Annotated in this window: 8 protein-coding genes and 2 pseudogenes; 7 read left to right on the plus strand and 3 right to left on the minus strand. The window is 47.4% G+C overall.

What is annotated here, in order from left to right; translation table 11 throughout:
• Positions 1-76 precede the first annotated feature (76 nt).
• The gene (fdeC, locus tag D9742_RS06915) at positions 77-4,330 is read right to left on the minus strand and encodes an inverse autotransporter adhesin FdeC (protein WP_130236404.1); all 4,254 of its coding nucleotides are present in this window, start codon (positions 4,328-4,330) and stop codon (positions 77-79) included.
• A 565-nt stretch (positions 4,331-4,895) separates the two neighbouring features.
• On the opposite strand from fdeC, the gene D9742_RS06920 reads away from it, so the two are divergent.
• Both D9742_RS06920 and D9742_RS06925 read left to right on the plus strand, forming a co-directional pair.
• On the plus strand, positions 4,896-5,747 hold the full coding sequence (locus D9742_RS06920; RefSeq protein ID WP_130236405.1) for an aldo/keto reductase: 852 nt from the start codon (positions 4,896-4,898) through the stop codon (positions 5,745-5,747).
• A gap of 26 nt (positions 5,748-5,773) precedes the next feature.
• Positions 5,774-6,763: an aldo/keto reductase gene (locus D9742_RS06925; RefSeq protein ID WP_130236406.1), complete on the plus strand. Its 990-nt coding sequence runs from the start codon at positions 5,774-5,776 to the stop codon at positions 6,761-6,763.
• 34 nt (positions 6,764-6,797) lie between these two features.
• On the opposite strand, the gene D9742_RS06930 is transcribed toward D9742_RS06925, so the two are convergent.
• Entirely contained in the window at positions 6,798-7,691 is an 894-nt protein-coding gene (locus tag D9742_RS06930; RefSeq protein ID WP_130236407.1) for a LysR family transcriptional regulator, read from the minus strand.
• Positions 7,692-7,913: 222 nt separating this feature from the next.
• On the minus strand, positions 7,914-8,840 hold the full coding sequence (locus tag D9742_RS06935; RefSeq protein ID WP_130236408.1) for a LysR family transcriptional regulator: 927 nt from the start codon (positions 8,838-8,840) through the stop codon (positions 7,914-7,916).
• 156 nt (positions 8,841-8,996) lie between these two features.
• Between D9742_RS06935 and D9742_RS06940 the strand changes: the two genes are divergently transcribed.
• The 5 genes and pseudogenes from D9742_RS06940 to D9742_RS06960 form a co-directional block, all read left to right on the plus strand.
• On the plus strand, positions 8,997-9,917 hold the full coding sequence (locus D9742_RS06940) for an alpha/beta hydrolase (protein ID WP_130236409.1): 921 nt from the start codon (positions 8,997-8,999) through the stop codon (positions 9,915-9,917).
• A 136-nt stretch (positions 9,918-10,053) separates the two neighbouring features.
• Positions 10,054-11,196 carry an NADH-dependent flavin oxidoreductase gene (locus D9742_RS06945; protein ID WP_130236410.1) on the plus strand — a complete coding sequence of 381 codons (1,143 nt, stop codon included), beginning with the start codon at positions 10,054-10,056 and terminating at the stop codon, positions 11,194-11,196.
• Positions 11,197-11,720: 524 nt separating this feature from the next.
• Positions 11,721-11,822: a small membrane protein YkgR gene (ykgR, locus tag D9742_RS06950; protein WP_130236411.1), complete on the plus strand. Its 102-nt coding sequence runs from the start codon at positions 11,721-11,723 to the stop codon at positions 11,820-11,822.
• 150 nt (positions 11,823-11,972) lie between these two features.
• A pseudogene (locus D9742_RS23770) lies at positions 11,973-12,225 on the plus strand (tyrosine-type recombinase/integrase); the annotation flags it as partial.
• A 176-nt stretch (positions 12,226-12,401) separates the two neighbouring features.
• Positions 12,402-13,340: pseudogene (locus D9742_RS06960) on the plus strand (DUF6538 domain-containing protein); the annotation flags it as partial.
• Positions 13,341-13,359 lie beyond the last annotated feature (19 nt).

The raw sequence follows: 13,359 nt of genomic DNA on the forward strand, positions 1-13,359 counted from the left end.
GTATTCAGTAAATAATGGCGCTGCGCATGTCAACGCCATTATTCTTTATTAGATCGTAACTTTCATACTATTCAAATTATGGCATCGCCTCCTCGCCTTTTTCAGTCTCTGCAGCCACGGCGTTAATTGTCACCTTCACAGGCTTCATTTCGTACCCGCCATACGTCAGTGCGTTGAATGTGAACGTATAGGCACCTGGCTTGCTGGTACTAAATGTACGCGTGATTTTCCCACCCGAGAAATGGTCGGCCTTCGATGGCAGGAACTTATAATCCGCCTCTGTCACCCCTTCCGGAGCCTCAATGTCGACCCACACATTCCCCCCAACAGGGTTATTTGCCGAGAACAGGGTAACCGTCATTGTTGCGGTCTTTACCCCATCCGCCACCAGAGAAGTCACATCAGATGATGCGGCGAGCACCGCGTTTTTATCATCCGCGACGAATTTAGATTCGGCAGTTTTCGTCGATTCCTGACCGTCGGCCTGACTCACTTTCGCCGTGAGTGTATATTTCGCTGCGACAGTGGTCGTGGCGGTGAAAATAGCCTGTCCTTGCTCATTAGTTTTCGCCGTCCCATTGGGAGTCAGAACTAACTTCGCCGGGCTGGCAGTCAGCGTCACGTCGCTATCTTTCAACAGGTTGTTATTGGCATCAGTCACCGTAACTTTATACGTCTGTTTGGCATTGCCGTCCGCCAGTGCATAGTTGCCAATCACCTCAATACCGGAGACGGTTGCGGTCGCCTTATCGGCCACAAACGTTACAGACTGCGCATTCGAAGGCTGGTCATTCCCTGCCGACGCCGTGATCTCATACGTTCCGGCAATCACGGAAACCACTTTCAGTTCCGCTTTACCCTCCTCGTTGGCGTTCACCATGATATTACCGTCTGCAAGCGGTTTGACGCCCCGAGGCAGATTAAAGACGACCGCAGCGCCAGGAAGAATGTTGCCGTATTGATCCTTAACCGTTGCCGTCAGCGTAAAGGCATCATTGTCGTTTGCCACTTTTGGCGCGGCGCCATCAACCTCCAGGCTAGCCTGACCGGTACTGAAATCCGCCTTGAATTTCACCGTAACCGTCTTCTGAGTATTATTCACTGAGGCCGTGATGCTATGTTCCCCGGCAACCGTTGACATCAGCTCAATGTCGGCTTTACCTGCCGCATCGGTTGTTACCGTATTCCCCGTCTTGCTGGTCACACCTTTCGGCAGAGTCAGCGTCACATTTTGTCCCTGCAACGGGTTACCATAGGTGTCCACAACGGTCAGGGTTACCTGGTTAGTCGATTGTCCATTAGCCAGCTGGTTATCAACCTTCACCGTCATATCACTGATCACTGCCTTAGATGCGTCACCAGCAACATTCAGCACCAGTGGCTGAGCAACGGCATTTTGGCCGTTCACTCGCGGCATCACAGACAACTGGCCCGCGGCAGATCCCAGAGTCAAGGTCGCCACGTAGATCCCATTACTTGTTTCTGTCCAGTCTCCTGTTGAAGGTCGCTCTGTCCCCGTGCTGGCGGCACCACTAAACTGCAGTGCATCTGGCTTCAGCCCGGTGACAAGGTTCCCGTACGCATCCTTCACGGTGAAGGTGAGTTTCGTCGTCGTTTTGACGGTCGGAGACTCATTGTCCGCAACAAGAGTAGAGTTCGCTGATGACATATCCCCCGCAACGACAGTCAACTGCGCAGCATCGGTGGCTGCTGGCTGACCGTTGAATAGCGGCATAACGAGAAGCTCACCCGTCTTTCCGCCTGTGGTCAGCGTAGCGACATAGGAACCATCGCCTTGCTCGGTCCAGTTGGATACAGTCGCCCCTTCAGATGCAGCACCCGTCAGGCTTGCCGACAGGGAAAGGCCGCTGATAGCGTTGCCATGCGCATCTTTTGCAATAAGCGTCACGGTTGTGCTTTCTCCTGCTTTTACGTGATCTTTTGCCACAGAGACAGTCGACTGGCCTGAAGATAACACATCAGCCACCACGGTCACTTTAGCCGCATTCGCTGCCGCGTCCTGCCCATTGAGCTTCGGCATAACCTCTAATTCCCCCGCCGTAGTGCCGAGAGAAATCTGCGCGGTCCAGGTCCCGTCGCCATTATCCGTCCAGCCTGAGGCCTTAGAACCCGCAGCGGCTGCGCCCGATAATGACGGTGCATCCGGATTGAGGCCAGTTACAGGGTTGTCATTGGCATCTTTTGCCGTCCAGATTGCCGTAACTGTACCGCCAACTACCGGTTTATCCGGATTCAGGGCGATGGTCGAATGTGCTGCATTAAGCGGCCCGGCGACAAACTTCAGCGTTTGTTGTAATGAGCCCAACTGATACTGCTCGCTAAAGGCACGCACAACAACGTTTCCGGCACGAGTCGAAGAAACCGTAGCGCTGTAAACGCCTGGTTTTATCTCCGAAATGGCACCAATGGTGACACCACTGCTATCCTGCGGAACAAATCGCAAACGGCTGGCCTCACCCGTCACCGGGTTGCCATCAGTATCCACCGCAGTCAGCGTCAGCGTGTGGGATTGCTGACCATCAGCAACCACGTCTCCTGAGGGTTCATTCACGCTCAGAGTAGACTTCGACACATCCATCATCGTGGCGCGCAATTCTGCAGTGACGGTTTTGCTCATGCCATCAACGCTAACAGTAATCGTTGCCTCACCTGATTGCGTTCCGGTAGTAAATACAGACTGGTACACCCCGGCTTCAGTTTCGGTGAACTCACCCAGCGTTGGCTGTGCCTGTGATTTAGTGGCCTTCAGGGTACGAGTCACAATATTTCCAGCTGGTTTGAACGTCAGCTCAGTCTTGATCTGATCTTTCATGCCCGTTACTGGTTGCCCCTCGGCGTCGCGCAGAGAAAGCACCAGTGGCTTTTGCTCACTACCGTTAGCAAGCATTTGGATACGGCTCTGACCATCAAGCGTTAACGCCGTGCGCTCGGCACTCATACCTGCTCCGGTAATGACCACCTCTGTCTGCACGCGTTTTGAGGCATTGCCTTTGTTATCGTAGGCAACCGCAGAGATCGCATAATAATTGTTTTTGCCTGCCTGATAAGCCGGGAGCGTCACTTGCCATTGATTGCCCTGCCCCGTAATTTTTCCTCCTGCAGCCAGCAAAGACGGCGCTTCCCATTGAACATTTTTCAGACCGTGAGTTGCTTTGCTCACCACAAGCCCCAGGGAAACCGTCTGCCCGCCCTTACCTTCAATACGCTCAGGCAGAGCAATACGGATCACTTCAGATTTGCGATACTCAAGAACGATATTGTTATTGCGCTCAACCAGGTCATAGCGACTGCCTGCCAGTACCCGACGCTCGCGAATGCTACCCGTATCGAGTTGTTTCTCCAAAGGTTCGCCAATTCGGTAGTTAACTTCCAGGCCAAAGCGAGTGTCATTCTCACCGCTCTTGCCCTGCTTATGCCCGGCGCTCAGTGTCAGAAGAGGCACTGGCGTATAGGTCACCTCGGCAGAAATAGCATGCGGGTCTTTCTGGCGCTTATCTTTACCAAACAGCCCGACTTCATCGCCATAATACTGTTCATACATCAGGCTTGCGCCAAGCTGCGGCCAGGCGGGTAAGTAGCCCTCTGCGCGGATATCCCAACCATTCGCCGGGCGTTCCTGATAATCCTCAATATCCGGCGACTTTTTCCAGCCAGAAGCCCGAATATAACCATTGGCGCTCAGTTTCATATAATCGCGCCAGTATTCCGCACCAACACCAATACGGGTATGACTACGGGATAAATCATGGTCGATAAAGGTGTTCACCCCCGCCATCCAGTCATTTCCTGAAAAATGACGCCAGCCAAAACCAATATTTGACTGAGTACGATCGTCTGTACGATGTATTGCCCCCTGAGTGAACAACATATTTGTCGGCGTATCATAAATCGGATAAAGCATTTCCAGCGAAGAATCCTTCAGCGAGAAATCTTTATCGACATTCAGTTTAACGCGCGCAGTACCATATTTCCCGAGCCACTCCTGGATTTCCTGGTTAGCTTTAGCTGTGGCCATCCCGGTAATAAAATTACGTGTCGCATCGCTATCTGGCTGACTGCTTAAAAATGTCCCGGCATTTGCGGCAAACGACGCGACATTTTTCTCCACATTATTATCAGCAGTTACCGTGGTATTTTCCATGCTCAACCGTGGCTGAACCGCATTCTGCGCACGTGCCGCCATTACTGGCGTAAAGGTGACTGCGAGTGGAAAAAGAACCTGGACAGAGATATTTGTCCACGCCACGCAGCGGGCCAGAACTGAATAACGAAATCGTGGTTGTTTATGACCTGTTTTATAACGTGACATTGAGATAATTTCCTGATGAACGAATTAACGAACATAGGCAGACGAAAATAATGGCGTCTGCTTGTCAGAAAAACCGGGAATTTCCCGGTTTCCTTTTCCGCAGAAAAGGAAATACCTTTATGTAAGAAAGTGCACCGCCACCTAATATATCCAGTGTCTGTAGCCACTCATCAGGTGGTTGGGCGCGGGATTATATTTTTATTTATGGGTGAGAATTTAGCTTTTTGTGCAAGTCATTAAATAGATACCTACGTTATATTTCTTACTCTGCGGGCAGTGAATAATTCATTATTTAGAGTGAATAATAATGACCTGCTTTTAAATTACCACGATTGAAAATACGTCGAAGTAGGTATATACACCGGAATAAACCAATATATTTTTTATGGGTATTCATTTTCCTTCATCGAACTGTAAATCCCGGGGATATCGAACTTGCTCTACTTATCTCAACACTCAAACAGATTTATGAATTTTGTTCATAACCCCTGACAAATCCTCCCGTCTAATCGAGTTCTTCCCTTTACGTTATGCTTCTCATGAACGATAACGGAAGGATAACACCATGCAAAAAGTAAAACTGAACAACGGTATTGAAATGCCCCTGTTGGGCTTTGGTGTATTTCAGATGACCGATGCCGCGGAATGCGAAAGAGCGGTCATTGACGCTATTGACACCGGTTATCGACTGATTGACACCGCAGCCTCCTATCAAAATGAAACCCAGGTCGGGAATGCGCTGAAACAAAGCGATATTGCACGTAACGAACTCTTTGTCACAACTAAACTTTGGTTGCAGGATACCAGTTACGAAGGGGCCAAAGCCCAGTTCGAACGCTCTCTGAATCGACTGCAACTTGATTACGTTGACCTGTACTTGATTCATCAGCCATACGGCGATGTCCACGGTGCCTGGCGTGCCATGGAAGAACTGCAACAGGCAGGCAAGATCCGCGCTATTGGCGTCAGTAACTTCCATCCTGACCGACTGGCTGACCTTATCGCCTTTAATAAAGTCGTTCCTGCGGTAAACCAGATTGAAGTTAACCCCTTCAACCAGCAGCTACAGGCCGTTCCGTGGATGCAAAGTCGTGGCATTCAGCCAGAAGCCTGGGCACCGTTTGCGGAAGGGAAAAATGGTCTGTTCCAGCATCCTGTTCTCACGGCAATTGGCGAGAAATATGGCAAAAGCGTGGGCCAGGTTGTTCTGCGCTGGATCTACCAGCGAGGCATTGTTTCGCTGGCAAAAACGGTACGAAAAGAGCGCATGGAAGAGAACATCAACATTCTCGATTTTGAACTCAGTCCTGAAGATATGCTGCAAATTACTGCCCTGGATACCGCAACCAGCGCGTTCTTCTCTCACCGCGACCCGGCGATGGTGGAATGGCTGACTTGCCGCAAACTTGATGTTTAAGCCGCGATAAAAGAGGTATTCATTCAATGCAAAAACGTTATCTGGGTAAATCCGGCCTCGAAGTCTCCGCCCTTGGGCTCGGTTGTATGGGCTTAAGCCACGGCTACGGCCCGACGACAGATACCCGTCAGGCTATCGAACTTATTCGTGTTGCGGTTGAATGTGGCGTCACCTTCTTCGATACCGCCGAAGTGTATGGTCCGTATCTGAATGAAGAAGTGGTCGGCGAAGCCTTAAAACCGTTTCGTGACCGTGTGGTAATCGCCACTAAATTCGGTTTTACCTTCGGCGATGATAATAAGCAGCAGATTTTAAACAGCCGTCCGGAACATATCCGCGAAGCCGTTGAAGGATCATTACGCCGTCTTAAGACAGATGTTATCGACCTGCTATATCAACATCGTGTCGATCCGGAGGTTCCTATTGAAGATGTTGCTGGAACGGTGAAAGACCTTATTGCAGAGGGCAAAGTGAAACATTTCGGGCTGTCCGAAGCAGGTGCGAAAACCATTCGCCGTGCGCATACTGTACAACCAGTTACCGCCCTGCAAAGCGAATATTCCATGTGGTGGCGTGAGCCTGAACAGGAAATTCTGCCGTTGCTGGAGGAACTGGGAATTGGTTTTGTCCCCTTCAGCCCACTAGGTAAAGGTTTCCTGACGGGGTCGATTAAACCGGGAGCCACCTTCGGAAAAGATGATTACCGCAGCACCGTACCGCGTTTCACAGCACAAGCCATTGAAGCTAATGAAAAACTGGTCACCTTGTTAGGTGAACTGGCTGCGGAGAAAGGGGTAACGTCTGCACAAATCGCACTGGCATGGCTGTTAGCACAAAAACCGTGGATTGTTCCCATCCCTGGCACCACTAAACTGCACCGGCTGGAAGAAAACCTGGCCGCTGCTGACATTGTTCTTTCGCGCAATGATACGCAGCAAATAACTCAGGCGCTGGAAACGATTAAAATCGTCGGCGAACGTTACTCGCCTGAGCACCAGGCTCGCGTAGGCCGCTGATGTCCAAACGGGTCCACCACGAAATGCGGACCCGTTACTCTGAATAGCGAAGCGCATCGATCAACAGGGCAAAAGCTGGCGGATGCTGCTTGCGGCTGGGGTAGTAAAGATAATATCCGGGAAAAGTTGGACACCACTCCTGCAACACCTGAATAAGCTTACCTGACTTTACATGCTCCTGAACCATGTCTTCAGGGACACAAGCGATCCCAAACCCTGATAATGCGGCATCAATTCTTTCTGGCAATGGGCTACACGTCAGTTGCCCATCAACCTTGACGCGAAGTGGTTTCCCTTCTCGCTCGAACTCCCAGTGGTAAAGCCCACCGGCAGTTGGCAAACGCATGTTGATGCAGCGATGGTTTTGTAGCTCGTGAGGTGTTTCAGGTAAGGCATTAGCGGCAAAATACTCCGGCGCCCCCACCACGGCCATCCGCATATCTGGTCCAATCCTGACCGCAACCATATCTTTATCAACATTTTCACCCAGCCGTATCCCGGCATCAAAACGGCCTTCAACAATATCGACAAAACCGTTATCCACCACCAGTTCAACATTAATTTCTGGATACACTCTGAGGAACGATTTGAGCTTCGGCCAGACCAGACTTCGCGCAGCATGTTCCCCGGCAGATAAACGGATATTGCCGGAAGGTGTGCCGTTCAGTTGAATAAGTGATTCCAGCTCCCGCTCAAGCTCGTCTATACGCGGCTCAAGACAGGCAATTATTCTCTCCCCCGCTTCTGTGGGAGCCACACTGCGGGTCGTCCGTGTCAGGAGGCGGATATTGAGCCTTTCCTCCAGAGCCTTCATTGCATGGCTAAGTGCAGACTGAGAGACACCGAGTTTGCCCGCTGCTTTGGTAAAACTTCGCTCTCTTGCCACCACAAGAAAGATTTGCAGTTCGTTGAAGTTTTCTTTGAGCATTGCGATTTCCTTATAGAAGCCTCCTCTTCACAGACACTCATGAAGGGGGGTCATAGATGCAATTATTTTAGCCACATTACTAGCGATAATGATAATTGATATTATGGCTGTATCGAAAACAAGCATTAATTATCAGAAGATTTATTGTGAAAAACACGCCTCACGACTGTGTTATTCTTGTTATAGATATTCGCCCAGAAAAATCATCGATTACACATATCATCAATTTTCGAGCTTTATTCTTTTCTCCACCATAAAATCAATAAAAGCACGAACTTTAGAAGGCATTCTCACCCGTGATGAAACATAAATATAAAACCCAGGAAATGAAACAGCCCAATCCTCAAGAATCGGCTGTAAATTGCCCGCCTTGATATGTTCAGCGATTGCAAAATCCAGATGTTGAATGATACCCGTCCCATTGAGCGCCATTCGTATCATGCTCTCGTCATCATTGGAGATGTACTTACCTGACACTTCAATTTCGAACTCTTCATTATTTCCTGCGACATTAGAAAACTCCCATGGTGACAGTGCGCCACTGGTTTTATGCCGCAATCGAAGGCAATTATGGTTACTCAGTTCCTGAGGCGTTTCAGGAATACCGTTTTCCCTTAAATAATCTGGCGATGCCACGGTAACCAGTTTAATAAGCGGAGAAACAGGAACTGCTGTCATATGCTCATCCAGTCCTTGCTCAAGACGTATGCCAACATCACAGCCGTCCGCAATAATGTTAGACAAACCATCATCCATAATGAGTTCTATTTTTGTTTTGGGATAACGAGTAAGAAACTCGCTAATATGAGGCTCAACAAGCATCCGTGCTGCAACACGGGAGGAATTTATTCTCAACAGGCCAGTAGGTTCAAGTTGGGTATCACCAACATCTTTCAAAGCATCATCAATTTGCCCCAAAGCCGACACCAACACGTCATACAGACGCTGACCCTCCTCGGTAAGCGACATATTGCGGGTCGTGCGATATATCAGCTTGGTGTTAAGACGTTCCTCAAGAGATTTTAAATTCTGGGATAATGCGGCCCGCGTAATACCCATTTCAGAGGCTGCTCTGGAAAAACTGCCGGCACGAACAATCAGCGCAAACCAGGCAAGAGAAGGCAAAATTGAAGGCTCTATTTTCATCATTGTAAACCTTAACTTAACACTGTGATAGATATTAGACCATTGATGATAACCAATACAAGTCATACCATTACGCCGTTCGCAATATGAACACGAATGCCAGTTGCGGATAATAGAAATGATATTTAAATCTGTTTCGGCAAATCCCCGGAGCTTGAAATGAAAACTGTTTCGATAAAACATACCTACTGGGATATAGCTGCTGATATCTATTTCCCTGACGATTTCAATAGTGAAAAAAAGTATCCTGCCATTATCAGCGCCCATCCAATTGGAAGCTGCAAAGAACAGACTTCGGGTAGCGTGTATGGTGCCGCCCTGGCAAAAGCAGGCTTTATCGTCATTGCTTTTGATGCCAGTTTTCAGGGAAGCAGCGGTGGAGAACCGCGTTATCTGGAAGATCCAACAATGCGAGTAAAAGACTTCAGCATTGTCGTTGATTACCTTACCACCTTACCTTACGTTGATGCCGGGCGTATTGGTGTACTGGGTATTTGTGGTGGTGGTGGATATGCCATTAATGCCGCAATGACAGAACGTCGAATTAAAGCCATTGGTACTGTCACTGGTGCAAACTACGGGCGTCTTATGCGTGAGGGATTTACCGCGTTTAATCCTATTGGAGCACTCGAAGCAATGGCGCAACAAAGAACTGACGAAGCTAACGGCGCAAAACTTCGCGTAGATGATTTACTCCCTTCTTCTCCAAATGCAGCTCTTGAAGCGGGATTAACAGAAATAGACCTTTTTGAAGCAACAGAATATTATCGTTCGCCGCGAGGCTGTGCGCCTAATGGGGTTAATCGTTCGCTATTTTCACATCAGACTGTTGCTGTGGGATGGGATGCTTTTCATCTTGCAGAAGTCCTCTTAACTCAACCACTAATGGTTGTAGTGGGCGATAGAGTGGGCGCTTTTGGTGCCTATCGTGATGGCTGCGAAATTATTGGCCGCGCCGCCTCAAAATATAAGGAGTTTGTCGTTGTTGAAGGCTATTCACATTACGACCTGTATGATAAGCCGGAACCCGTGAAACAGGCGCTCGATAAATTAATTCCTTTTTATAAAACACATTTGTAAGAATCTTGCAGGGAGATTTATTATCTCCCTGATATTTATCCTTTATTGACTACACGATAATAATAAAATTACTCAAAAAGAAATTTTATTCAACAAACAAAAGCATCAAAATCAGATAAACATTTGAGGTATTGTTATGACAATTAAACACCCATCATTGTTTTCTCCTTTTATGCTGACAGAAAAAATAAAGCTACGTAATCGTATCGTTATGGCGCCTATGACGACCTGGTCAGCTAATCCTGATGGGACTATCTCTGAGCAAGAACTCGAATTTTATAAACGTCGCTCACAAAATGTTGGTCTGGTAATAACAGGATGTACCTATGTCACGCCAAGCGGCATTGGGTTTACTCATGAATTTGCCGCGTATGACGACCGTTTCATTAACAGCCTTGAAAAGTTAGCGACTGCCGCCAAAAGTGGTGGTGCTCCGGCTATCCTGCAGATTTTCCACGCCGGTAATAAAGCAATCCCGGAGCTTGTGCCAAATAACGACGTCATTAGTGCCAGCGCATCAAACGTAAAATCTGGTGACTTTATGAAGAGAGTGGTACAAAGCAGGGAAATGACTGAAAGCGAAATTCAGGAAACCATTAGAGCATTCGGAGAGGTCACAAAAAGGGCGATTAAAGCAGGTTTTGATGGCGTTGAACTTCATGGCGCGCATGGATTCCTTCTGCAGAATTTCTTCTCCCCTCTATTTAACCAGCGTAATGACCGATGGGGAGGCGATCTCGAAGGACGTATGCGCTTTCCTCTGGCCGTATTACAGGAAGTAAAAAATGTAGTATATGAATATGCGACAAAGCCCTTTGCCATAGGTTACAGAATATCTCCTGAAGAATCTGCAAAAGGGGGACTGCGGATAGAGGATACCTATAAGCTACTGGATCGGCTCATTTCATCCAGTATTTCGTATATACATACCTCGCTGGTCAGTGTTAACGATAGCTACCCCGTAGAATCGCCAAATGGCCCCCGAACCATTGAGCTGATTTTAAATCATATTGCAGGCAGAGTGCCGGTAATCGCCGCAGGTAAAATACGCACACCGTCTCAGGCTCAAGATGCAATTTCTGTTGGCCTGCCACTTGTTGCGATCGGTAAAGGGCTGGTGATAAATCCAGAATGGGTGGCTTTAGCTGAATCAGGTAGAAGTCATGAAATTCAAACAACCCTTGATCCACAGCTCGTTCCTGAATTAAACATTCCGGATAAACTATGGGATCAAATTCAGGCATCGAAAGGAACTGGTTGGTTCCCATTAAGGGATTAAATATCTATTTTGCGCTTAGAGAGGTGATTATCACTTATTCACCCGGGAGTAAAACGATTGAACAAATTCGAATCCCATATAGGATCCCAATTTCTTTCTGATTATTAATCACTCAACCGCAGCACGTTCTTACATATGGCGTGCCTGCGGTGTTATCCGGTAATGACTATGCTATGGTGAAACGCTGTGTCCGGCGAGTCTGCTGTTTAATAGAACTCCATATGCCTTCCAGAGCACCAGCATCGATATCTTGTATAACCCCCCGAAAGCTGGGGCACTCTGAAGAAGTGCTTTGTACTCACTCTGCGTCTGCGAACGCCAGGACAAGGCCGCTCAGGAGAACAGACTCATCCCCGGAGCAGGTTTCAAGCGGCATATATCAATTACTTTTGTATCAATAGTGAAAATTAATGTAATACATCTATTCAAATTTGTGATACATCTCAAAAAACTGGTTGACCAAACTCGTTATTTATATAAGGGCGCTTACGAAGCGCACTATTTTTTAAAGCGAGGAACTACAAATGAAAGAGAATAAAATACAGCAAATCAGTAATAAGCTGATTAATATCGTTGTTTTTGTTGCCGTTGTAGAGTACGCCTATTTGTTCCTCCATTTCTATTAATAACGTCAAAAAACAATTTACTTTAGTGATATTTAAAATATGCATCCTCTCCCTCCTTTGTAAGTCATATTTATATTAGCGGGAGGGGAATACGCACTCTGTCGAATTGTGAATAATCACCGTTGGGTATTTGTGTACAAGGAAAACAGTCTGAGACGTGCAGGTATTGACGCTTTCAGATTTCACGGTACGTACTTGAGCAAGTTGGCTGGTTCAGGCCGGAGTTCTGTTGTCAATGCTGCAGGAAATGTGAGGCCGGGAGTCTATCGAAATGGTTCGTCGTTAAGCTCACCTTTCAGCCAGGCATTTCACCGGGCACGCGAGCAAAATCGATGCGATTATAAGTTGCAATGGCACAAATACGGCACAAGAGGAGAACGTGGTTTACTTAAATGTGAGGTAACTTATTGATTTAAATGGTGCCGATAATAGGAGTAAAACACTCGATTAATCTCGTGTTAATGCCATCACCTACGACCATTACTAATTGATTGAATCTTATAGAAAAAATCATCATTTTCTATGCGTTACAATCAATTTTCACATTACAAACGCTCCGACACTTTAGCCGGGGAGTTTATGAGATACAAGCCCAATCAATACATAATCTGTGATTCTTACGGTAACTACTATTTACGGATCACGCTGCCTGTGTATATGCAGCCCTTTTTTGAAGGAAAAAGGACGTTTGTCAGAAGTCTGCACACAAGTAATCTTCGTGTTGCACGTAGAAAGCGTGATCAGATTGCAGATGAATACCATTGCTTACGTGAGAGTGTCGCCCCTGTAAACAGCACAATAGAGAACACGCTGGAACTGTTACGCAGTAAGGCTAAATACGCCAAAACAGCTACCAGAATGCAAGATACAGCGTCTTCGTGTCCGTCATTGCTTAAAATTCTTGAAATCTACCTGACAATTAACAGCACGAAGAAGAAGCCAGCCACTTTAGCTAAGGCAAGAAAAGCGGTAGAGATGTTTCTCTCCTACCGTAAAAAGCCTGATATTGCATTGCAAGATGTGAGCCGCACCACTGTTACAGGCTGGATTGAACACATGCAAAAAACCCTTTCACAACAATCAATTGCAAATTATATCAGCCCAATGGCCCAGCTATGGGAGTTAGCTTCATCACGTTACCACGATGCGCCAGAAAGGGCGCTCTCCCCCTGGCGAGGGCATAGGCTTGATGTGGCACAAAGTAGAGAGAGCTACGAGGCATTTTCTAACAAAGAGCTATTGCAGGTGTTGCAAGTATTTTCCGGTAATTCAGCAGAAAACAAAGAAATGATGGCTTTGTGTCTTATCGGTTTATATACAGGTATGCGGATCAATGAGATAGCAAGTCTCACAATAGACGATGTGAAAGAGATCGAAGGTGTGCTGTGTTTTGAAATCACACAGGGAAAAACGAAAGCTGCGGCACGTGTTGTGCCTGTACATAGCCTTATCACTCCGTTGGTGTTGTCGCTGCGTGAAAAGCCTCATAATGGCTTTTTGTTCTATCACGCCAGCATTATGTAAGTATCCCGCATAA

It is taken from the genome of Escherichia sp. E1V33, from assembly GCF_004211955.1.
Lineage (GTDB): Bacteria > Pseudomonadota > Gammaproteobacteria > Enterobacterales > Enterobacteriaceae > Escherichia.

What these genes read in the sequence shown, in the direction of transcription:
- D9742_RS06935 (WP_130236408.1), bottom strand. Translation starts at nt 8,840, where the DNA reads ATGATGAAAATAGAGCCTTCAATTTTGCCTTCTCTTGCCTGGTTTGCG.
- fdeC (WP_130236404.1), bottom strand. Translation starts at nt 4,330, where the DNA reads ATGTCACGTTATAAAACAGGTCATAAACAACCACGATTTCGTTATTCA.
- D9742_RS06945 (WP_130236410.1), top strand. Translation starts at nt 10,054, where the DNA reads ATGACAATTAAACACCCATCATTGTTTTCTCCTTTTATGCTGACAGAA.
- D9742_RS06930 (WP_130236407.1), bottom strand. Translation starts at nt 7,691, where the DNA reads ATGCTCAAAGAAAACTTCAACGAACTGCAAATCTTTCTTGTGGTGGCA.
- D9742_RS06940 (WP_130236409.1), top strand. Translation starts at nt 8,997, where the DNA reads ATGAAAACTGTTTCGATAAAACATACCTACTGGGATATAGCTGCTGAT.
- D9742_RS06925 (WP_130236406.1), top strand. Translation starts at nt 5,774, where the DNA reads ATGCAAAAACGTTATCTGGGTAAATCCGGCCTCGAAGTCTCCGCCCTT.
- D9742_RS06920 (WP_130236405.1), top strand. Translation starts at nt 4,896, where the DNA reads ATGCAAAAAGTAAAACTGAACAACGGTATTGAAATGCCCCTGTTGGGC.
- ykgR (WP_130236411.1), top strand. Translation starts at nt 11,721, where the DNA reads ATGAAAGAGAATAAAATACAGCAAATCAGTAATAAGCTGATTAATATC.